This is a genomic window from Clostridium perfringens (assembly GCF_016027375.1).
Lineage (GTDB): Bacteria > Bacillota > Clostridia > Clostridiales > Clostridiaceae > Sarcina > Sarcina perfringens.
This window is the reverse complement of the sequence record NZ_CP065681.1, coordinates 1,817,989-1,840,758: the sequence shown is the minus strand read 5'-3', so window position 1 is coordinate 1,840,758 and position 22,770 is coordinate 1,817,989. Positions and strand designations below refer to the sequence as shown.

The following is a 22,770-nucleotide window of genomic DNA, read 5'->3' as shown; positions in this document are numbered from 1 at the left end:
TAGATTTTATCCTATTATACAAGTTTATCTCCTAAAAGCCTTTAAACATATGAAGAAATTAATAAACCTTATAAATATAATATAGAAAATATCTATATAAGTTTTAGACCTTAAGAAATTATATAGATATTAATAAAACTTATAGATAGAATGTAGAGAATATCTACATGAATTTTAGAATTTAAGTAGTCACGTAAAGTAAGTTACGTTAATAAACCTGAATGTCCGAAGCGCAGCAAGTTTTCAGGTTTTAGTAACTTACTTGAAGTGACTACTATAAATTCTTAATGAAATGTAGTAATTCTCGAAATCTATCTATAAGTTTTTTATCTTCCTATTATTAAAGCTCTTCCTCAGCAGTTTCTTCTCTTGGTTCTATTATTTCAACCTTTCCCTCTGCTTCAAGCTCTTTTTTTACTTCATCAAGTAAATTCTCTCTCTCTTCAGTTTCAGCTTCCTTTTCCTCAATAGTGTACTTATCCTCAACTATTTCAAAATAAACTTCTCTAGTATCCATTTCTACTCTTGAGCAAAGAACCTTAACCTTTTCTCCAAGTTTATAAACCTTCTTAGTTCTTTCACCTATTAATTGAAGGTTTTCTTCATCATAGATGTAATAATCATCTCTAAAGCTTGTTACATGGACAAGACCTTCCACAGTATTTGGAAGTTCAACAAAGGCTCCAAATCCAGTAACTGAAGAAATAATACCATCAAATATTTCTCCAATTCTATCTTTCATATATTCAGCTTTCTTAAGATCATTTGTTTCTCTTTCAGCTTCTTGAGCTATTCTTTCCATTTCTGAAGATTGCTTAGAGGCAGAATCAACAATGCTTAAAAGTCTCTTAGCTCTCTTAGGATCAATCTTCTTATTTATATATTCTTTTATTATTCTATGAATTTGTAAGTCTGGATATCTTCTAATTGGTGAAGTAAAGTGACAGTAGTATTCAGCTGCTAATCCAAAGTGACCTGCACAGTCTGGAGAATATCTAGCTTGCATCATACTTCTTAAAAGTAATGTGTTTATTACCATCTCTTCATTTTTGCCCTTAACTTCTTCAACAACCTTTTGTAAATCTCTAGGTTCAATAAGTTCTCCAAAGTTAAATGAATATCCTAAGCTATATGCAAAGTTTTTAAATCTTTGAAGTTTTTCATTATCTGGCTCCTCATGTATTCTATATACAAAAGGTATTTCAGCCTTATTCATATATTCTGCTATAGTTTCATTACATACTAGCATAAATTCTTCTATGATTCTGTTTGCTATAGCTCTTTCATATGGTTTTATATCTATTGGCTTTCCTTTTTCATCTAAGATTATTTTGCTCTCTGCAAATTCAAAGTCAATAGCTCCTCTTCCCATTCTTCTATTATTTAAGATTTTGCATAACTCTTCCATAGCCTTAAAGTCATCTACTAAATCTTTATATCTTTCAATTAACTCTTTATCATTATCTCTTAAAATCTTAGTTACATCAGTGTATGTCATTCTCTCATTAGTTTTAATTACACTTTCATGTATTGAATGGTTAACCACATTTCCTTTATTATCTATTTCCATAAAGCAAGTTAAGGCAAGTCTGTCTACCTGTGGATTTAATGAACATATTCCATTTGATAACTTTTTAGGAAGCATAGGAATAACTCTATCAACTAAATAAACAGAAGTAGCTCTTTTAAAGGCCTCTTTATCTAAAGGATTATTTTCTTTTACATAGTGAGTTACATCTGCAATGTGAACTCCTAATTTATAGTTTCCATTTGGAAGTCTTTCTATAGATACAGCGTCATCTAAGTCCTTAGCATCTTCACCATCTATAGTAACCATTTTTAAATCTCTTAAGTCTGTTCTTCTCTTAATTTCTGACTCTGGGATTTCCTCTAAAATTTCTTCTGCAAAGGCTAAAACTTGTGGAGGGAATTCTTCTGGAAGAGCATATTTCTTAATTACAGTTATAATATCTAAACCTAAATCTCCTCTGTTTCCTAGTATTTCTACTACTACTCCTTCTGGATTCTTTCTTCTACCATCTGGCCACTTAGTTATTTCAACAACAACTACATTGCCTTTTTTAGCTCCATTTCTATCCTTCTTAGATATGAATATATCATTTTGAATTCTTTGATCCTGTGGAAGTACAAATCCAAAACTCTTATTATCTTCATATATTCCTATTACCTTTGTGTTAACTCTCTCAGTTATTCTTACTATTTCACCTTCACGTCTTTTGCCTTCTTGGCTTTCCTTTACAACCTTACCTAATACTCTATCTCCGTTCATAGCGCCATTTAAAGCATTCTTAGGTATAAATACATCTGTTACACCTTCTTCATCTGGTATTAAGAAACCAAAGCCTTTTTGATGTATTTGGATTTTTCCAGGTATTAAACTTACTTTATCTATTAAGCCAAATCTATCTTCCTCATCTCTAGCTATTAAGCCCTCTGCCTCTAATGCCTTAAAAACTTTTTTAAATTGTTTATATTCAGCTTTATTTATGTTAAATATCTTTGATAATTCTAACATTGTCATTGGTCTGTATGCTTCTTCTTTCATAAGACCTAAAATTATATCTTTTATTTTCATGCTTTTTCCTCCGTTCTATATATAGATTTAAATGCAACTTTTATATTTTAGCTCAAAGCCTGTTTCTCTTAAATTCTAATGGATTAACTCACCTAATTATCTAAGATACTGCCAGGAAACATTGATTTATCATCCTACTAATATGATATGTTTAAATCCTCTCTTTGATTAAGGAAATTCAATCCAATATTAATCTAAAACCATTCTTGTAAAATGTTAAATATGAATTTTTAATCAATCCAATATAATTTAAAAGCCACCCTAATTATATGGGTGGCCAAAAAATAACTATTTAACTAAATTTATAGCTAATGTATTTATAGCAAATAATACAGATGCAAAGATAGTAACTTTTATAAGTCTAGCTTCTCTTGTTCTACCTTTATTTCTTGAGAAGAAGCTATCTTGACTTCCTTGGATTAATCCACTTAAGGCATCTGCTTTACTTGGTTGCATCATTATTGAAACCAAAATTACTATAGCTAAAATAGTTTGGACCACTACTAAAATTGTGTTCATAAGAAAACCTCCTAAGCTTTGTATAGTTGCATAATTCCATGCAATTATCATATCACACCAATGAAAAATTTACAATATTTATATCCTTGACTATCACACTTTTATAAAACAATGCATATTATATAGTTTGACTACTTTTCTTATATATATTTTCCCCATCTTCCTATTATTATATAATTTATCTAAATTTCTATCCTCTTATACTATAAGAGGCTCTTCTTAGAGACTTTTCTACAATTCTATATAATACTAGTCCTATAACTGTATTTAAAGCAATTGAAGGCACTACAACAGTTAAAAATAGTATTGAAAAACTTGCTGGAAGTCCTACAATTATTTTAGCAGTTCCTAAAAACAAAATTCCACTTACTAAAGTTCCTAAAGGTAAAACAATTGCAATTAATATATTATTTCTCTTTTCTACTGATAATCTTCCTAATATATTAGATTTTTTTATTAAAGCTATAAATAAAAATACTATAAGTGCAGTAAAAATCTTATCTACTACGTTAGGTAATTGTCCACCTGGAAACTTAGTTGTCATAGCTGTAAATATCCCCATTAAAGTTCCTGAAACCATAGTTATCTTAAAGTTATCATTTAATATAATTATTATAAATAACATAGTAAGAGCAAAGTCTGATTGCATTGGCAAGCCTAATATTGGTGTTATTTGATGTAATATTACTCCTATGGCTAATAATAAAGCATTTATTGTTATAAGTTTTGTATTATTTCTTACATTCATTTTAAAATCCTCCTAATAATCCATTTCCTCCTCAAGGGAGTTTTTAACTTTAAATTTTCTATATTATTTTCATATTGATTTTTTAAACTTCATTTCATATTTAACTCCCCCTATCAAATTTAAACTCAATTATCATTCTTAATAAGGTCATAATCCCTAATTAAATCCCTAACTAAGACTAAAACATAATATTTATTAGATTATAGTAATAAAATAATAAATAGATTTATTACTTTTTAAAGCTCCTTGATTCATAAAATAATCAATACATCCTAAAAATAATAAGTAGGTTTACTACTGTTTATAGATTTTAAGTGAGTGTACCAAAAGTTTAGTAATAAAAATGCTAAGTAGGTTTACTAATTAAGAAGTATATTGCTCCCTCTTTTAAAAATTCTGTATCATAAAAACAATAAAAACCTTTATTAATTTTTAAAGCTTTCTATTTATATGAAACTATGTTTACTTATCTAAAGAACATTTAAAAATCAAAACTATTTTTAAACTTACCTGTATATTCTTAGTTCTATAAGATTTTACTCTTTAGCTAAATGTAAGCTTTTTCTTTTTAGCTAAAAATATAAACTTTACCATTCAGCTAAATATATGGTGTTACTCCTTAGCCAAATAATTTCTAGTTTTATTTGTAACAAATAAAAAAACTCCGCCCTAAAAATAGGACGAAGTTGAATCCGCGATACCACCTAATTTATATTAGTATTGTATTTTAATTATAACTAAATAGACCTAGCTAGGGTTTTAAACTTAAAATACTTACTAATATCTCTCATTTTCAAGTACTAACATACTCTATCTGCTATAAGGTGCAGCACACCATTCCACTACTTTCTCTTAAAGAGATTTCATTTTATTCCTCCAAGGTCCATTCACTAAACTCTTTCTTGCCAAATTTCCACCACCATTGACTCTCTTTATTGAAACTAAGCTTAACTACTTACTCCTCTTCAAAGGATTATTTAATATTTTCTTTTTTCCTATATTACTTTATTAATGTATTATTTTCAATAGTTAAAATTATTTTATCGTTTTTTATTATTATATAATATACAATTACTAAATGTTACTTCCCTTTTGTTATAGCCTCTATTTAAAATAAAAAATTCAATTTTCTTTTTATTTATTAAAGCTATTTATTTTTTATACCCACCTTTTGTTATTTTTACTTTTTCTTTTTTACTATTTTATTTGTTATCATTTACGAGTATATTATTTAAGAATAATCAATATATAAGTTGCTATTTATAATTAATATAGCTTTAATAAATCTTAAACTTTTAAAGTCATGACAACCTAAAAAATATTTATGTTCCACTAAAGTTATAAGACTTAAAATAACCTAATTATTTTTTTCTCATATTCCATATTATTTAGCTTTATTTATTCAAATAAAAATTTCTATTTTTTCAATATAAAAAAATACTATAAAACTAAATTTTAATATAGAAGTAATTTCTAATGTAGGACTAATTTCTAATATAAAACTAACTTATAAATATACGAAAGCAAAAAACCCCTAAGAAAGCTTAGAGGTTTTTTATTTATAAAATTTTATTTTTTATCTTTTAATATAATTATTTTGAAAGGTTGAAAAATGCATTTCTTCCTCTGTATTCAGCTACTTCACCTAATTCTTCATTTATTCTGATTAATTGGTTGTATTTAGCTACTCTTTCACTTCTAGCCGGAGCACCAGTTTTTATTTGACCTGCATTAACTGCAACAACTAAGTCTGCTATAGTTGTATCTTCAGTTTCTCCTGATCTATGAGAAACAACAGCTGTATATCCTGCTCTATTAGCCATTTCTATAGCATTTAATGTTTCTGTTAATGTTCCTATTTGGTTAAGTTTTATTAGAATTGAGTTAGCAATTCCTTTTTCTATACCAGTTTTTAATCTTTCTGTATTTGTAACGAATAGGTCATCACCAACTAATTGAACTTTTTTACCAAGTCTTTCAGTCATTAGCTTCCAACCTTCCCAGTCTTCTTCGGCCATACCATCTTCTATTGAGATTATTGGATATTTGTTAACCCAATCTTCAAAGAAGTCAACCATTTCAGCAGCTGTTAAAGTTTTTCCTTCATGCTCTAAAACATATTTTCCATCTTTGTAGTACTCAGATGAAGCTGCATCTATTGCTATGAAGAATTCTTTTCCTGGCTCATAACCTGCTTTTTCAATAGCTTCTAAGATAACTTCTATTGCTTCTGCATTTGATTTTAAGTTTGGAGCAAATCCACCCTCATCACCAACACCAGTTGAGTATCCTTTTGAATTTAAAGTTTTCTTTAATGCATGATAAACTTCTGCACAAGCTCTTACAGCTCTTTCAAAGCAATCAAATCCTACTGGCATAATCATAAACTCTTGGATATCTACTGAGTTATCAGCATGACTTCCTCCGTTTATTATGTTCATCATTGGAACTGGTAAAACTTTAGCATTTACTCCTCCAATGTATTGGTATAAAGGCATTCCTAAATAGTTAGCTGCTGCTTGAGCTACTGCTAAAGAAACTCCTAAGATTGCGTTAGCTCCTAATTTACCTTTATTTTTAGTTCCATCTAACTCTATAAGAGTTTTATCTATGTAAGCTTGATCTAATACATTTAATCCTATTATTTCTTCTGCAATTGTATCATTAACATTTGCTACTGCCTTTTCAACACCTTTTCCTAGGTATTTATCTTTATCTCCATCTCTTAATTCAACAGCTTCATATATCCCTGTTGAAGCTCCTGAAGGTACTGCTGCTCTTCCAACTGTTCCATCTTCTAAATAAACTTCAACCTCTACTGTTGGGAAGCATCTTGAATCTAAAATTTGTCTTGCTACCACGTCAATTATTTCAATATATTGTTTCATCTTTAAATTCCTCCTTAAGAAAATTCAAGTTAATACTCAATTATTTTTTATTCTTTACTTTTCTAATAAATTTTATGCTTTAATTTTAATCTATTTTTTATATTAAAAATATGATTTAAATCACATTTATTGAAAATGATTATCACTTTTCATCTTTTTAGAAAAATAATCCTTAAATACCTATAAAATTTATAATTTAATAAGCAAATGTTCATTATACTTAATACAATAGTGTTTTATTATGAATTAACTATAATATTAATAATTAATACTCCCAAAAAAATTTTTATAAAATTTTGTTTTTTAAATTCAAATACTATTTAATAATTTAAATTCCTTAAAAGAAAAATGAGCTATTTAAAAGCTCATTTTTCTAATTTTAAAGTCCTTTTGTATTTGCTATTCCTGGTTCTTTAGCTGTATTACTTCTCTCATTAAATCCAGTTTTTGAATTTGAAGATTCAGCATTGTGCTGTTTCATACTTTGTTGTATTCCATTTAAAGTTTTTTTCTTGCTCATTTTTTATTCTCCTTGTCCTCTGTAATTAAGTAATTTAAATTCTAGTTTTATTATTTACACTTATAAAGGAATTTATAAATTAATTTTAAAATTTTACTTTAATATTATTTTGCAGAAATAATTTATATAAACTTAAGTTATAACTAAATAAAAAAGGCTCTCCTAAACAAGCTGAGTTATCAACTCTTTAGGACAGCCTTCTTTAAATTAGTGTTTATGACCTGCTACTGCATGATGGATATTTCCTTCATGAGAATGCATGTATTTTTGACATAAATCATAAATAGCAAATGGTAATATTAATGATATTACATAGCTTATAATAAGCATCCACATGTACTCATGTGATTGAACTGCATTTCCTGCAATTGATGTAGGTGGAACAAAAGATATAAAGAATGCAAATATAGAAGTTGCAAGTCCAATTATGGCTACTATAATCTTAACTGGTTTTCCACCAGGAATTTGATAAGCTCCATTTAATCCTTCTCCTAATATAGCTTTTATATATCCTGCAAAGAATAGAATATATCCACTTAAATAAATTACAACTGTTAATGACATTGCTGCTAAAAATGAAAGATTACTTCCACCTGCTCCAAAGGTTAAAACAGCATCCCATATACTAACAATTATACCTTGTGCTATAACTAAGTAAACTGGTACATCATGTTCATTTGTTTTAGCCCATGATTTTGGAATAGCGCCTTCTTCAGCTGCTATAATCATTCCTCTTGTTGGTCCTACAACCCATGAACTTACTTCTGCAATTACACCAAAGGCAAGTAATAAAGCTATTATCTTAACTAAAATTGTATTGTTAGCTGTAAAGTGACCTAATAAAACAGCAAAGGTTTGAACTACCCCAGCACTTAAATTTATTTGATCTTGAGGAATAACTGCTGCTATTGCAAGACCTCCTAAAGTACTAACAACAATTGCTACTATAACTAATAAAAGCATTGCTAATGGATATTCTTTCTTTGGATTATCCATTTCATTTGCATGAGTAGCTGATGCTTCTACACCCATGTAAGATAATATAAAGGATACAAATACAACTAAGGTATTTACCTTTGTAAAGTCTGGAACAAAAGTATCTTTACTTGATATATATATAGAATTTCCTTGAATTATATATACAAGAGCTAAGATTATTAAAATAGCTGCTGGTAAAAGTATTCCTACTATAAAACCTATTTTAGCTATTTTAGCAGTGTATTTTGTTCCTCCAAATTGAGATAATGCTAAAATCCAAAAGATTACTAATACACCTATAAATTTTATCATTGGGTTACTATTTAGTGCTGGCCAGTCAAATACATATGATAAAGCCCCAAGGATGAAATAAATCATGGTTACAAATCCAACTGTTATTTCAAAGAATTCAAAAAATAAGTTTGCAAAACCATATTTTTTACCTAAGTTCTTTCCAGTCCAAGTGAAAACTCCACCTTTTTCCCATCCATCTACAGTTGCCATTTCAGCAGCGCATAAAGCAACTGGAATAAACCATAAGAAACCTCCTAAAAGTAGATAAAATACTAAGTGCAATTTAGATGTTGCAAAAGTAGGATATTCATATACAGCCATAACCATGGAGGCTGTCATTGCGAAAAATCCAAAAAGTGTCAATGATTTTTTTGTTGTTCCTTCCTGTTTCATTTAAATTCAACTCCTTTTAAGTTATTTGATTAGCTCAAATAAATTAAAAAGTTAGTTGCTTCAAATAGAAGTAAGAAACTTTTAAATTTTTGAGTTATAAACATAGTTAACATTTTGTTAATGTTTTGTTTATATATATTATAACTCTTTACTCCTTATTTGTTAAATGTTTTTTGAAAATATTTCAAACTTCCATTATTTAATTTTAATCTTTAAAAATAAGACAAATTAAATGATTTAAATTACTATTAATATAAAATAAAGATATATTTTTTAACATATTGACTTTTCTTATATTAAAATTATTTTATCATCAATATTAATAATCAAATTTAAGTGTTAATAAAATAAATATTAATCTTAAAAGATAAAAGCCTTAAGCTTAAATCATATTGAATATTAATAAAAATAAATAGTAATTAAACCTTTATCTATAGAGCTTACTTAATAAAAAAATAAAGCCCTATATGAGTAATAAAATCACAAGCTAAAAACTTATTTTATTATAAAAAAATAGTATCCTTCATGAAGAAGAATACTATTTAAAATATATAACTAACTTATATTATTTGTTTAAAAGACATGTTCCAGTCATTTCTGATGGAACTTCTAATCCCATAACAGTTAACATAGTTGGAGCTATATCAGCTAATTTTCCACCATCTTTTAATGATTTTCCTTCAGCATCTTTTGATACCCATAAGAATGGAACTGGATCTGAAGTATGAGCAGTCATTGGTTTACCAGTTGAGTAATCTATCATTACTTCTGCATTACCATGGTCAGCAGTTATGAATAAAGTACCTTCTTTTTCTAATACCTTATCAGCTACTTTTCCTAAGCACTCATCAACTGCTTCTATAGCTTTAACAGCTGCTTCTTGTACTCCAGTGTGTCCAACCATATCTGGGTTAGCGAAGTTTAATATTATCATGTCATATTTGTCTTGATCTAATCTATTTATTAATTCATCAGTTACTTCATAAGCACTCATTTCTGGTTTAAGATCGTATGTAGCAACCTTTGGTGAAGCTATTAATGCTCTATCTTCATTAGTGTTTGGTTGTTCTACTCCACCGTTAAAGAAGAATGTTACGTGAGCATATTTTTCAGTTTCAGCAATTCTTAATTGGTTTAATCCTTTAGATGCAACATATTCTCCTAAAGTATTTGTGTAACTTTCTGGTCTATAAGCAACATCTACACACTCTAAAGTTTTGTCATATTGAGTCATACAAACAAAGTTTACGTGTAATTGCTTTCTTTCAAATCCTTTGAATTCTGGATCAACTATAGCTCTAGTTATTTCTCTAGCTCTATCTGGTCTAAAGTTAAAGAATATTACTGAGTCTCCATCTTTAATTCTAGCAACTGGGTGTCCATCTTCTTCAATTACTGTAGGTAAAACGAACTCGTCAGTTTTGTTATCATGGTAAGATTTTTCTATAGCTTCAACAGCTGAAGAAGCTTTTTCACCTTCTCCTAAAACCATAGCGTTATAAGCTAATTCTACTCTTTCCCATCTGTTATCTCTATCCATTGCGTAATATCTACCACTTATAGTAGCTATTTCACCAACACCAATTTCCTTCATAGCATTTTCTAATTCAACTATGAATTCTTTACCTGATGATGGAGCAACGTCTCTACCATCCATGAAAGCATGAACGTAAACTTTTTGAAGTCCTTTTTTCTTAGCTAACTCTAAAAGACCTTTTAAGTGATCTATGTGAGAGTGAACCCCTCCGTTTGATAATAATCCCATTAAGTGTAATGAAGTATTATTTTCTTTAGCTTCATCCATAGCCTTAACTAAAGCTTTGTTTGTGAAGAAAGTTCCTTCTTTTATTTCTTTAGTTATTCTAGTTAACTCTTGGTATATTATTCTACCAGCACCTATATTTAAATGACCAACCTCTGAGTTACCCATTTGTCCTTCTGGAAGACCAACTTCTAATCCTGAAGCTTGTAATTCAGTGTGTGGATATTTTGCAAATAATCTATCATAATTTGGTTTATTAGCAGCAGCTACTGCATTACCTTCTTTGTTTGGAGAAATTCCAAATCCGTCTAATATCATTAACATTACAGGTTTTTTACTCATAATAACCCTCCAAAAACTAAATTTCTATTTATACATTTATTATAATGTGTACCTAATTAAAAAACAATAGCAATAGACAATTGGTATTACTTGCCTATTGCTACTATTTAATTACTAATATTTATTAGTAGTTTACGATTTGAGCAAAGTCAGCTGCAACTAAGCTAGCTCCACCAACTAAAGCACCATCGATGTCTGATTTAGCCATTTGCTCTGCTATTGTGTTAGGCTTAACTGATCCACCGTATTGGATTCTTACTTTATCAGCAACTTCTTGTCCGAACATTTCAGCAACCATAGCTCTTATAGCAGCTATTGTTTCATTAGCTTGGTCTGAAGTAGCAGTTTTTCCAGTTCCGATAGCCCAGATTGGTTCGTAAGCTATAACAACTTTCTCAGCTTGCTCTTTAGTTAATCCTTCTAAATCAGCAGTGATTTGAGCTTTTATAACGTCGTTAGTAGTTCCGTTTTCTCTTTGCTCTAAAGTTTCTCCACAGCAAAGGATTGGAGTTAAGTTGTGTGCGAAAGCAGCTTTAACTTTTTTGTTGCAAGTTTCATCTGTTTCGTTGAAGTATTCTCTTCTTTCACTATGTCCAATTATAACGTAATCTATGTTCATAGCTTCTAACATTCTTGGAGCGATTTCTCCAGTGAATGCTCCTTTTTCTTCAAAGTGCATGTTTTGAGCACCTACTTTTATGTTTGTTCCTTCAACAGCTTTTTTAACTGCGTCTAAGCAAACAAAAGTTGGGCAAACAACAACTTCACATTTAGCATCTTTAACTAATGGCTTTAATTCTTCAACTAATTTAACAGCCTCGTCTATTGTATAGTGCATTTTCCAGTTTCCTGCGATTATTGGAGTTCTCATCTATATTCACCTCTATTAATATTTTAAATATTAAATAATATATATAAGGCTCAATCCCCTACTATATATTATTTCTCTAAAAGCTTTGAAAATATTAAATAATAAGCCTAAGATTTTCTTAACTTTTAGCATAATAAGGCTAAGATTCAATGAAAAATAAATTTCATTGAACTTAGTCTTATTTTTTTATAAAACAACAATCTTTATACTTCAATCTAAATATCTACTTTAAGGTTTATAATATTATTTATCGTTTAAAGCAGCTATTCCTGGTAATACTTTTCCTTCTAAGAATTCTAATGAAGCTCCACCACCAGTTGAGATGTGAGACATTTTGTCACCGAATCCTAAGATATTTACAGCAGCAGCTGAATCTCCACCACCGATTATAGTAGTAGCATCTGCTTCAGCCATAGCTTTAGCAACAGCTATTGTTCCTTTGTTGAAGTTTTCGAATTCGAATACTCCCATTGGTCCGTTCCAGATAACTGTTTTAGCATCTTTTATAGCTTCAGCGTAGATAGCTTCAGTTTTTGGTCCGATATCTAATCCCATGAATCCTTCAGCAATGTTTTGATCTTCTGTAACTACAGCTTCAACATCTTTGAATTCTTTAGCTACTCTGTGATCTACAGGTAATAATAATTTAACACCTTTTTCCTCAGCTTTAGCTAACATTTCTTTAGCGTATTCAACTTTATCTTCTTCTACTAATGAACTTCCTACAGTATATCCTTGAGCTTTTAAGAATGTGTAAGCCATTCCTCCACCTATTATTAAAGTATCAACTTTTTCTAAAAGGTTGTTTATAACGTTTATCTTGTCTGAAACTTTAGCTCCACCTAAGATAGCAACGAATGGTCTTTCTGGAGTTTCTACAGCATCTCCTAAGAACTTAAGCTCTTTTTGAATTAAGTATCCACATACTGCTGGTTTTAAGTATTCAGTTACTCCAACTGTTGAGCAGTGAGCTCTGTGAGCAGTACCGAATGCATCGTTAACAAACATTTCAGCTAAGCTAGCTAATTCTTTTGATAACTCTTCACCATTTTTAGTTTCTTCTTTTCTGTATCTTGTATTTTGAAGTAAAACTACGTCTCCATCTTTCATTTCAGCTACAGCTTTTTTAGCATTTTCTCCAACAACGTTGTCGTCAGCAGCAAATACTACTTCTTTACCAAGCATTTCACTTAATCTTTTAGCTACAGGTGCTAATGAGAATTCTGGTTTAGCTTCTCCTTTTGGTTTACCCATATGTGAGCAAAGGATTACTTTAGCGCCGTTATCAACTAAGTATTTTATAGTTGGCATAGCTCCGTTTAATCTGTTTTCATCAGTTATAACACCATCTTTTAATGGAACGTTAAAGTCGCATCTTACTAATACTTTTTTACCTTTTACTTGAACGTCTTCTATAGTCTTTTTATTGAAGTTCATTATATTCACCTCTTAAATAATATTTTATAATTACCTTTAATATAAACAAAAATCATTTATATGTTAAAGTAGTCTGGCCTCATAGCTTTAACTATAAAACCAGACCCTTTTATATAATCAGTCTAAATATTTAATTTTAAAAATTACTTAGAAACTAAGCATTTTAAAGTTCTGATTAATTGGTTAGTGTATGAAGCTTCGTTGTCATACCATGAAGCAACTTTAACTAATTGTTGTCCGTCAACTTCCATTATTTTAGTTTGAGTAGCATCGAATAATGATCCGAAGCTTATTCCGATAACGTCTGATGATACTATTGGATCTTCAGTGTATCCGAATGATTCGTTTGAAGCAGCTTTCATAGCAGCGTTTACTTCTTCTACTGTTACTTTTTTATCTAAAGTACAAACTAACTCAGTTAATGAACCAGTTATTACAGGTACTCTTTGAGCGTTTCCGTCTAATTTACCAGCTAATTCTGGGATAACTAAACCGATAGCTTTAGCAGCTCCAGTTGAGTTTGGAACTATGTTAGCAGCAGCAGCTCTAGCTCTTCTTAAGTCTCCTTTTTTGTGTGGAGCATCTAAAGTGTTTTGGTCATTAGTGTAAGCGTGGATTGTAGTCATGAAACCTTTGTTTAATCCGAAGTTATCATTTAAAGCTTTAGCCATTGGAGCTAAGCAGTTTGTAGTACATGAAGCACCTGAGATAACATCTTCGCTTCCATCTAATATGTCGTGGTTTACGTTGTAAACAACTGTTGGTAGGTCGTTTCCAGCAGGAGCTGAGATAACAACTTTTTTAGCACCAGCAGTTAAGTGAGCTGAAGCTTTCTCTTTTGATGCGAAGAATCCAGTACACTCTAATACTACGTCTACTCCTAATTCTCCCCATGGTAATTCAGCAGGGTTGCTTTTAGCAGTTACTTTGATTTCTTTTCCGTTAACTACGAAAGCTCCTTCTTTAACTTCTATTTCACCATTGAATCTTCCTTGTGCTGAATCGTATTTGAATAAGTGTGCTAAAGTCTTAGCATCAGTTAAGTCGTTGATTGCTACAACCTCAAACTCAGGGTTGTCGATCATTAATCTTAACGCTAATCTTCCTATTCTTCCAAATCCGTTAATAGCTACTTTTACCATTATAAATACCTCCTAAAAGATGTTGTTTTTTATATATAAAATATTTAAAAATATTTTAAACAAAGTTATTTTTAGAGATTTCATATTTTTTTATTCATCTCTATTTAAAAAATTTAAAATTTCATTAGCTGCTCCTTCATCAGTAATAAGAACGGCATTTTCATTGCCATAAACAGTAGTTAAAATAGCTTCTGCTTTATTCTTACCACCAGCTACAGCTATGTGATTTTTTATTTTTCTAAGATCATTTATTGTAACCCCTAAAGTTGGCATTACATAAACAACTTCTGACTTATCATTAAAGTAGCATCCAAAAGCTTCTCCTATAGCACCTAAATCTAATAACTTTATTATTTGATCCTTAGGCACTCCTCTTTTGTTAGCCATCTTTTTAGCCTGACCTATACCATATATTAGCATATCTGCATTTTTAATATTTTGTATAAGTTCCTTCATATCTTCCTGCTTCATTAAAGCATCCATTACTTCTTTGCTTATATTATCAGGAACATGAAGCATTTTATAGGTTCCATTTAACTTTTTAGCTAAATTTGCAGCTAATGTATTTGACTGCGTCTCAACCTTCTTACCCATACCACCTCTTGCAGGCACCACTAACACATTTTTTAGGTTTGCCATTTCTGGTAATTCGTCTATAACTTCTTTTACAGTACTTCCACCAGTAACAGCAATAGTATAGCCATCTTTAATGATATTCTTAGAATAATTTGCAGCGGCTTTTCCAAGCTCTTTTATAGTGTTTTCATCCTCACTGCAATCTCCTGGAACAACAATTACATTTCTTACATGAAGCATATCACATAATTGCTTCTCAAGATTAGATAGCCCTTTTATTTCATGTATAAATCCCTTTAAAGATTCTAACATGAACTCTCCTTCTTGGGTTACAGACATACCTGGAGTGTTTATTTGTATAAGGTTTTGAGATTTTAAAAAACCTATTTCTGTTCTTACAATTCTTTCACCTAAATTTAAATTGTTTGCCAAAGCTCTTCTACCTATTGGCTGATTATAATAAATTGTTCTGATTATATTGTATCTTTTAACTAATAGTTCTACCATTTCAGGAACTATTATCTTTTGCAATTTTAAAATCTCTAGCAAATCTAACAACTCCTTTGGACACTCTAAGTCCCACTCGCTTCTCAAATGTCCCGCACGTTTATTATAAAACATATTAAGAAAAAATTAAAGGGTTTTTAGAAAATTTTTTCTTATTTTTTTAAAAAATATAAAAAAATATAGAGATATTACCCAGTCTCTCTATATTTTCACTGAAAATAAGCACTTTATAACCTCATTTACCACAAGATAGAAATTCTTTTCTATTTTAAAATCTTTTTCTCTTGCTAGATGACTTTATGCCTAACTCTTCTCTGTATTTTGCCACAGTTCTTCTTGAAATAGCCATTCCTTTTTCTTTTAAAATTTCGCTTATGGCTTGATCTGATAAGGGCTTCCTTTTATCCTCTTCCTTAATTACTTCTTCTAAAGCCTTTTTTATATTTATAACTGTAACATCTTCTTCTCCATGACTCTTTTCCTTATTACTTATTGAGTTTACAAAAAGATCCTTTATCTTTATTGTTCCCATGGAAGTTAAAATATACTTATCTCTTATGGCTCTTGAAATAGTTGATTCATGCATTTCTAGCTTCTCAGCTATTTCTTTTAAAGTCATAGGTTTTAAATATTTTTCACCCTTCTCAAAATAATCCTTTTGCTTTTCAAGTATTTTTTGGAGAACTTTGTGTAGAGTGCTTTTTCTTTGTTCTATACTTTTAATTAAAAACATAGCTTTATCTATTTTTTCCTTTACATACTCTGTAGCCTCTTTATCATTAGTACTATCTTTTAATATATCTTTATATAAAGGGTTAACTGAAAGCATAGGTAAAACTCCATCCTTCATTAATATAAGGAATTCTCCATCTATCTTTCTTATTTCCGCATCAGGAATTATAAATCCCACCTCATCACCAGTGTAAAAGCCTCTTGATGGTTTTGGTTCTAAAGTTTTTATTAAATCTCCATAATCTTGTGCTTTTTTAGGAGTAATGTCTAAATCCTTTGCAATAACTTGATATCTATTATCTGCTAAATCGTCTAAATGATTATCTATAATCTCTTTAACTATAGGGTCATTTTCACCTTTTCTTTCTAACTGAATTTCTAAGCATTCCTTTAAATCTCTTGCCCCTATACCAGCAGGTTCTAAGTTTTGAATAACTATTAAAGCCCTATTAAAAGTCTCTTCAGAACACTCTAGCTCATTCATTAATTCTTCTTTTTTTATATCTAAATATCCCTTTTGATCTAAACACTCGACCATATAACTACATACACTTCTCATATATTCGTCTATGGGTAGTTCTAATATTTGACCTTCTAAATAATCTGTTAAAGATTCTGGCTTACTTATGAAAGTAAAAGGTGATATTCCTTCCTCATCATATTCACCATAACTTTGAGAACCATAGTTATCTGACTCTAAATATTTTACTAACTCTTTATATTCTAATCTATCTTGCTCTTTTGATACCTCTTTAATATCCTCATACTGAGCTTCTAATACAGGATTTTCTGAAAATTCTTTTTCAATATATTCTCTTAAATCATATGTTGACATTTGCAAAAGTTTTATTGAAAGTTGCATTTGCTGGGTCATAATAAGCTTTTGCTCTTGGGTTAAATTCAAATTAAAATCCATTAACATATATATATCACCTAAAATTATCTAATTCTAACCTATTACTTTTATCTTTTAACCTTTCTTATATAATTATCCATCAAATAAAATTATTTTTCAATAATTTAAAATTTTAGCTAATTATAAAAGAAAGGCATATACCAAAATAATTTTTAATAAAACTTACAAAACTTCTTAGGAAAATCTAATGATTTTAAGAATATTTTTTAAGTTTTATTAAGCTTTGATAAATGCCCTTACTATTTTTATATTTAATTTAAATAATATTTCCTATTTTTATTATAGGAGTTTTTATTTTTCTCTTTATATCTTCTAAAGAATTATTTCTTAAAATAAATAATAAAGCTGTAGCAGGTCCTGCTGATTTTCTTAAATAATCACCTTCATAGGATAAGTTTATCCTTATTTTATTACTCTTTTCTAATTCACTTATTTCATGAATAATCCCCTTTGATCCAATAGGTAATATATCTTTAACATCCTTATTATCCATTAAAATCTTAAAGTCTTTAAAAGTAACGATTTCTCCAATATTATTATTTATATCCTCTAAAACTTCTTGTCCAACTTTAGGTATTCCTAATAAACAAATGGAATCTCCCTTTTCAAAATTAACCTTTAAGTTTTCTTCTTTTTCTCCTATTATAGTTAATCCCAAAAAGGTTTGAATAGTTTTAAAGTTATCCTCTGTGCTTCCTGTTACACACTCTGATAAATTGGATTTTTCATAGAAAAAGTCCTCAGCATTATACTCTTTTATGGCTCTATTGATTCCTTGTATTATTTTTTCTCCTCCATTATTCATAGACATACCCAAGTTATTAACTATTACTAATGGTTTTGCCCTAAAAGCTAAAAGCTCAAAAAGACATACTCTAGCTGAGAAATATGATACAATCTCATTTTCGGCTTTTACAAAGTCTCCTTCATTTTCACCAATTCCACCACAACTATCGCAAGCTATTACTAGTTTATTTTTTTCATTTTCTAATACAGTTAAGTCTCTAAACTTGTATATTTGCATTTTTTAATCCCTTACTTACTATAAATGCTATAACTATATTAACTAAGCTTGCTAAAGTAAGTGGTAATCCTAAAAGTTTTAAAAAGTCTACAGGATTCATTCCTCCTAAAACAAAATACATAAATACTCCTGTTATAAAAGTAAATCCTATTCCATTTAAAAGAGTACCAACAATTCCTGCTAAAATTACTTTTCCTCTGTTAAATATTATTGATGTTATGTATACAACAACAAACATTTCTAATGCTACTAAAATATGTACTGGTAAACTTAAAGGAAATCCTGTTCTTAAAGCTACAAATAAATGAGCTAAAAGTCCTATTATTCCTCCAACTACAGGTGATATTATTATTCCCCCAACAAAAGCTGGCATTGAATCTAATGCTATACTAGAGAATATAGGGAAGTTAGCTAATATAACACTTATTGCTATAAGTATAGCTGAAAAACACAAACTCTTAACATCTAATCTCTTTTTTTCCTTAGTAAAATTCATAATTATTTTACCCTCCTAATTAATATTATTTTCCTTCTCTCTACATTATAAGGCATCTATTAACTAGTAAGTTATACTTTTAATATTAAATAAAATTTCATACCCAACAAAACATAAATTATAATTTCAATTTTTCATAATTATACTAAAACATAATATCTTTGTATAACCTTAGAATAATTGATCCTTAATTAAATAGAGTTAAAATTTTTAATTAGAAATCTCTATTTCTAATTAATCTTTAGAAAAGCTTATACTCATTCTTTCTGTAAATATTTTTTCAAAATAAAAAACTGGTACGGATAACTATCCCCACCAGTTAAAATAATTTACATACTTTTAAACTTATATAATGCTTCCCTCCGAAACAATAAGAATAGCATACTAGGCAGGTCTCCTGGCTAATAAATCATCCTAAAACAATCCTTTCCATGACTATTTATCACAGTGGCTTTTTGTTCTCGTCCTTATCAACAGTAGCGGGGGCTGCAGTTTTTAACTTTCCCTATTAAGTTACTAAGCACCTAATGCTCTTATTTTATTTTCACTTTATAATTACACACTTATATACCTTTTGTCAACCTTCATATTTATATTGCTTTTACTTAATATTAAAATTTTCAACCTCATCTAAGGTCTTTGGCACATTAAATTCTCCCTGTATAATAGAAGTTCTATATTGTTCTACTTTATCTAAAACTTCTTTAGAAACTAAATTGCTTGTTGTCTTAGCTATCTCAATTCCATTATCCTTAAGCCCTATTTCCATTTTATTCTTTGGGCCAGCTTTAAAATCACTATTTATAACTTCTTTTGCTGTAGTATATACTGCATCATCTAGATTCTTTATCATTGATGATAATATAACATCAGCATACTCTGGAAATCTTTCTGCCCAATCAATATCAGCTCCAATAGCATACTTTCCTTTTTCCTTAGCAGCTTTAAAAAGTCCTTTTCCAGCTTCTCCTGCTGATTCAAATATTATATCTGCCCCTTCATCATACATTTTTTTAGCTATATCATTTGCTTTCTTTTGATCATTAAAGTTTCCTATGTACTGAACTAAATTTCCTTTTCTTATATTTTTATAGGCTTCCTCATTTGAAACCTTTAGTCCAGCCATAAATCCTGATAAAAATGTTTCTATTAATTCTTCCTTTATTGCACCTATAAAACCTACCTTGTTTGTTTTAGTAGTATTACCAGCTATTATTCCCATTAGAAATGCACCTTCTTCATCCTTAAAATCTATAGATTTTACATTTGGAAGGTCTGATACAGTATCTACTATAGCAAAGTTTTTATCTGGATAATCTTTAGCCACATTATTTAAACTCTCTAGAAATTTAAAGGCTGAAGCAAAAGTTAAGTCATTATTTTGAGCTGCTTCTCTAAGTCTCTTCTCATAATCCTCTGATGAATTAGTATCAAAAACTTCTATTCTAGCACCATATTCTTTTTTTATTCTCTCTAATCCATCTACAGCTAAGTCAGTAAAATAATTTTCCTCATTAGAAAAGTCATCTTTTACTAAAGCAAAATTATAAACTTGTTTTTCTATAACATCTACTTTTTTTAAAGCTGATGAATTGTTTGCACCACACCCAGCAATTATTGAAGTTACTCCTAAAAGCAAAGCCAAAACTTTAAACGTTTTTTTTAATTTCATTTTTAGTCCTCCTATTTTTTTAGTCAAAATTATTATTTCTTTAAGTAAGAAAATTTATGTAAAAAAAAGAAACTCCCTTAGGAGTTTCTTTTAATATTCTTCTACATAAAATAATGCACAAACTTTAGGACCAGAATGAATTGCTACTGAACATCCTAGAGGAAGTTTTAAATATTCAATATTATTATTTTCTAAATATTCCTTTATAGGTAAGTAAATGTCCTCATTTTCAAGTTCAACTAATATAATAGGCTCTCCTTCTTTTTTAGGGATTGAATCAAATTGTTCAATCATAGCCTTTACCATCTTTTTAGTTCCTCTTATTTTTCCTTGAACATTCATTTCCCCATCTAGTACATTAAGCATAAGTTTTATGCCTAAGGCATTAACAAATAAAGCTTTCCCTTTTGAAAGTCTTCCCCCTCTTACTAAGTTGTCCAAACTTTCAAAGGCTATAGTACTTTTAATATGATTCCTGTATTCTAAAATTTCTTTTTCTAAATCCTCTAAAGTTATTCCTGATTCTATTAATCTAGCTGCTTTTAATACAATTAATCCAAGTCCAACTGTTACATTTCTTGAATCTATTACAACTATATCATCACTTTCTAACTCAGCTTTAGCTAAACATGCTGATTGATAAGTACCACTCATATTAGATGATATATGTATAGATATAACTTTGTATCCCTCTTCTAAGTAACCCTTATATTTCTCTATAAATCTAGTTGGAACTATTTGAGCTGTAGTTGGAAGAGTATCTTCTCTTTCAATTCTCTCCATCATAGAGTCTACTTTTATTTCAACTCCATCTAAATAGCTCTCTTCTCCAAAGTTTATTAACATAGGCATTACGTCTATGTCATACTTTTCTATAATCTCCTTAGATAAGTCACAGGTACTATCTGTTATGATCTTTATTTTATCCAAAATATATTTCCCCCTTATTTCATGTTTGGAAATCCAATTTGTCTTAAAGCTTCATAAGCTATAATAGCTACTGTGTTTGATAAATTCAAACTCCTAGTAGTTGTATTTATCATTGGTACTTTTATTCCATGGTGAGCATTATGAACGTCCTCTGGAACTCCAGCTGACTCTCTTCCAAACATTATAAAAGCTCCCTCTTCATACTTTACTTCATCATAATGATCCTCAGCATGAGTTGTTGATAAGTAAATTTTCTTATCTCCATACTTTTTCATAAAATCTTCATAACTTTCATGAATTTCAAGATCTAATTGACTCCAATAATCTAATCCAGCTCTTTTTAAATGTTTATCATCTATAACAAAGCCCATAGGTTTTATTATATGAAGCTTTGAATTTGTTAAAACACATGTTCTTGCTATATTACCAGTGTTTTGTGGTATTTCTGGTTGATATAATACTATATTAAGATTCACCTTTGTCCCTCCAAATAAATGTAAAAAATTATAAATTTTTAAGTTAAGTCACAAGTATATGATATTATCTAATGAAATAAAATGCAAGTTAATCATTCTTTAATACAAATTCATATATTACCTTTGCTACCCCATTTTTATCATTACTTTCAGTTATATAATCTGCTTTTTCCTTTAAAGAATCTATGGCATTTCCCATAGCAACACCTAAGCCTGCATAAGTAATCATAGATAAGTCATTTTCATTATCACCTATACATATAATCTCTTCTCTTTTTATCTTATATTCCTCTGCTAAAGCCTTTACAGCCCTTCCCTTTGATACCCCTTTATTATTTACTTCTAAGGCATATCTTCCTGATTGAGTAATTTCATAATTACCTTTTTTAATTAAATTTTCTCTTATTTTCTTTAGCTTTTTAGTATTTAATTCTATTATTATACACTTACCTATGTTATTGCTTTTAAAGACCTTTCTCCACTCTTCTTTTTCTTTCACATAAATATTCTTAACTCTATATTTTTCAGGTATTTTTTTATTCAAAATAATATCACATAAATATTTTCTAAATCTTGATGGCCAATACACACTATCCCTTGAATGAAAACTAGGAACCCCTTTATACTCTTTACATATGCTCATAATATCCATACATTGATTTTCATCTAAAACATCCTTTGATATTATAACTTCCTTATCTTCATCAATTACCCAAGCTCCATTATTAGCTATTACAGCACAGTTTACTCCTAAAAATTCTGAAAAATATATTGCATTTTTAGGATTTCTTCCTGTGCATATTATTATGTGTACTCCTTTTTCATAAGCTTTTTTTAATGCAATTCTATTTTCTTCACTTACAACTTTCTTTGAATTTAATAATGTACCATCCATATCTATACATATCATTTTATACTTCATAAATTCTCCTCCCAAAATAAAAGGAGAGA

At 29.2% G+C, this 22,770-nt stretch carries 18 protein-coding genes and 1 riboswitch; all 18 genes read right to left on the bottom strand.

Translation table 11 applies throughout. From position 1 onward, the window contains the following. Positions 1–340: 340 nt before the first annotated feature. The 18 genes from rnr to I6G60_RS08815 all read right to left on the bottom strand — a co-directional run bounded on the left by rnr (position 341) and on the right by I6G60_RS08815 (position 22,741). Positions 341–2,596 carry a ribonuclease R gene (gene rnr / locus I6G60_RS08900; protein WP_110034774.1) on the bottom strand — a complete coding sequence of 752 codons (2,256 nt, stop codon included), beginning with the start codon at positions 2,594–2,596 and terminating at the stop codon, positions 341–343. Positions 2,597–2,884: 288 nt separating this feature from the next. Next, complete coding sequence (gene secG, locus I6G60_RS08895) at positions 2,885–3,115, bottom strand: preprotein translocase subunit SecG (RefSeq protein ID WP_003477916.1); 231 nt, start codon at positions 3,113–3,115, stop codon at positions 2,885–2,887. A gap of 190 nt (positions 3,116–3,305) precedes the next feature. Then, positions 3,306–3,863, bottom strand: coding sequence for a tryptophan transporter (locus tag I6G60_RS08890; protein WP_111744228.1), 558 nt, complete (start codon positions 3,861–3,863; stop codon positions 3,306–3,308). Between the two features lie 1,592 nt (positions 3,864–5,455). Beyond that, positions 5,456–6,751, bottom strand: coding sequence for a phosphopyruvate hydratase (gene eno / locus I6G60_RS08885; protein ID WP_003460354.1), 1,296 nt, complete (start codon positions 6,749–6,751; stop codon positions 5,456–5,458). 379 nt (positions 6,752–7,130) lie between these two features. Next, a complete protein-coding gene (locus I6G60_RS08880; RefSeq protein ID WP_003450461.1) occupies positions 7,131–7,271 on the bottom strand; it encodes a hypothetical protein in 141 nt (46 codons plus the stop codon). A 207-nt stretch (positions 7,272–7,478) separates the two neighbouring features. Further along, complete coding sequence (gene gadC / locus I6G60_RS08875; protein WP_111744229.1) at positions 7,479–8,936, bottom strand: glutamate:gamma-aminobutyrate antiporter; 1,458 nt, start codon at positions 8,934–8,936, stop codon at positions 7,479–7,481. A gap of 565 nt (positions 8,937–9,501) precedes the next feature. Further along, the gene (gene gpmI, locus I6G60_RS08870; RefSeq protein WP_011590746.1) at positions 9,502–11,040 is read right to left on the bottom strand and encodes a 2,3-bisphosphoglycerate-independent phosphoglycerate mutase; all 1,539 of its coding nucleotides are present in this window, start codon (positions 11,038–11,040) and stop codon (positions 9,502–9,504) included. Positions 11,041–11,164: 124 nt separating this feature from the next. Then, positions 11,165–11,911 (bottom strand): triose-phosphate isomerase, encoded by a 747-nt coding sequence (tpiA, locus tag I6G60_RS08865; RefSeq protein WP_003450470.1) that lies wholly within the window; start codon positions 11,909–11,911, stop codon positions 11,165–11,167. Between the two features lie 243 nt (positions 11,912–12,154). Then, positions 12,155–13,348 carry a phosphoglycerate kinase gene (locus tag I6G60_RS08860; protein ID WP_003450483.1) on the bottom strand — a complete coding sequence of 398 codons (1,194 nt, stop codon included), beginning with the start codon at positions 13,346–13,348 and terminating at the stop codon, positions 12,155–12,157. A gap of 143 nt (positions 13,349–13,491) precedes the next feature. Beyond that, positions 13,492–14,490 (bottom strand): type I glyceraldehyde-3-phosphate dehydrogenase, encoded by a 999-nt coding sequence (gap, locus tag I6G60_RS08855; RefSeq protein ID WP_003460339.1) that lies wholly within the window; start codon positions 14,488–14,490, stop codon positions 13,492–13,494. A 90-nt stretch (positions 14,491–14,580) separates the two neighbouring features. Further along, positions 14,581–15,615, bottom strand: coding sequence for a sugar-binding transcriptional regulator (locus I6G60_RS08850; protein WP_003450474.1), 1,035 nt, complete (start codon positions 15,613–15,615; stop codon positions 14,581–14,583). A gap of 226 nt (positions 15,616–15,841) precedes the next feature. Further along, the gene (gene rpoN, locus I6G60_RS08845) at positions 15,842–17,227 is read right to left on the bottom strand and encodes an RNA polymerase factor sigma-54 (protein ID WP_011590747.1); all 1,386 of its coding nucleotides are present in this window, start codon (positions 17,225–17,227) and stop codon (positions 15,842–15,844) included. 250 nt (positions 17,228–17,477) lie between these two features. After that, on the bottom strand, positions 17,478–18,245 hold the full coding sequence (locus tag I6G60_RS08840) for a hypothetical protein (RefSeq protein ID WP_011590748.1): 768 nt from the start codon (positions 18,243–18,245) through the stop codon (positions 17,478–17,480). Then, on the bottom strand, positions 18,226–18,741 hold the full coding sequence (locus I6G60_RS08835) for an ECF transporter S component (RefSeq protein ID WP_003450471.1): 516 nt from the start codon (positions 18,739–18,741) through the stop codon (positions 18,226–18,228). Before I6G60_RS08835 ends, I6G60_RS08840 begins: the two co-directional genes overlap by 20 nt. 370 nt (positions 18,742–19,111) lie before the next feature. Beyond that, a riboswitch (cobalamin riboswitch) is annotated at positions 19,112–19,284 on the bottom strand. Positions 19,285–19,342: 58 nt separating this feature from the next. Then, positions 19,343–20,413 carry a BMP family lipoprotein gene (locus I6G60_RS08830; RefSeq protein WP_003470182.1) on the bottom strand — a complete coding sequence of 357 codons (1,071 nt, stop codon included), beginning with the start codon at positions 20,411–20,413 and terminating at the stop codon, positions 19,343–19,345. 90 nt (positions 20,414–20,503) lie between these two features. Then, positions 20,504–21,343 (bottom strand): DegV family protein, encoded by an 840-nt coding sequence (locus I6G60_RS08825; RefSeq protein WP_003470185.1) that lies wholly within the window; start codon positions 21,341–21,343, stop codon positions 20,504–20,506. Between the two features lie 14 nt (positions 21,344–21,357). After that, the gene (locus I6G60_RS08820; protein ID WP_003450463.1) at positions 21,358–21,819 is read right to left on the bottom strand and encodes a tRNA (cytidine(34)-2'-O)-methyltransferase; all 462 of its coding nucleotides are present in this window, start codon (positions 21,817–21,819) and stop codon (positions 21,358–21,360) included. An 88-nt stretch (positions 21,820–21,907) separates the two neighbouring features. Continuing rightward, positions 21,908–22,741, bottom strand: coding sequence for a Cof-type HAD-IIB family hydrolase (locus I6G60_RS08815; RefSeq protein ID WP_003473016.1), 834 nt, complete (start codon positions 22,739–22,741; stop codon positions 21,908–21,910). Positions 22,742–22,770 lie beyond the last annotated feature (29 nt).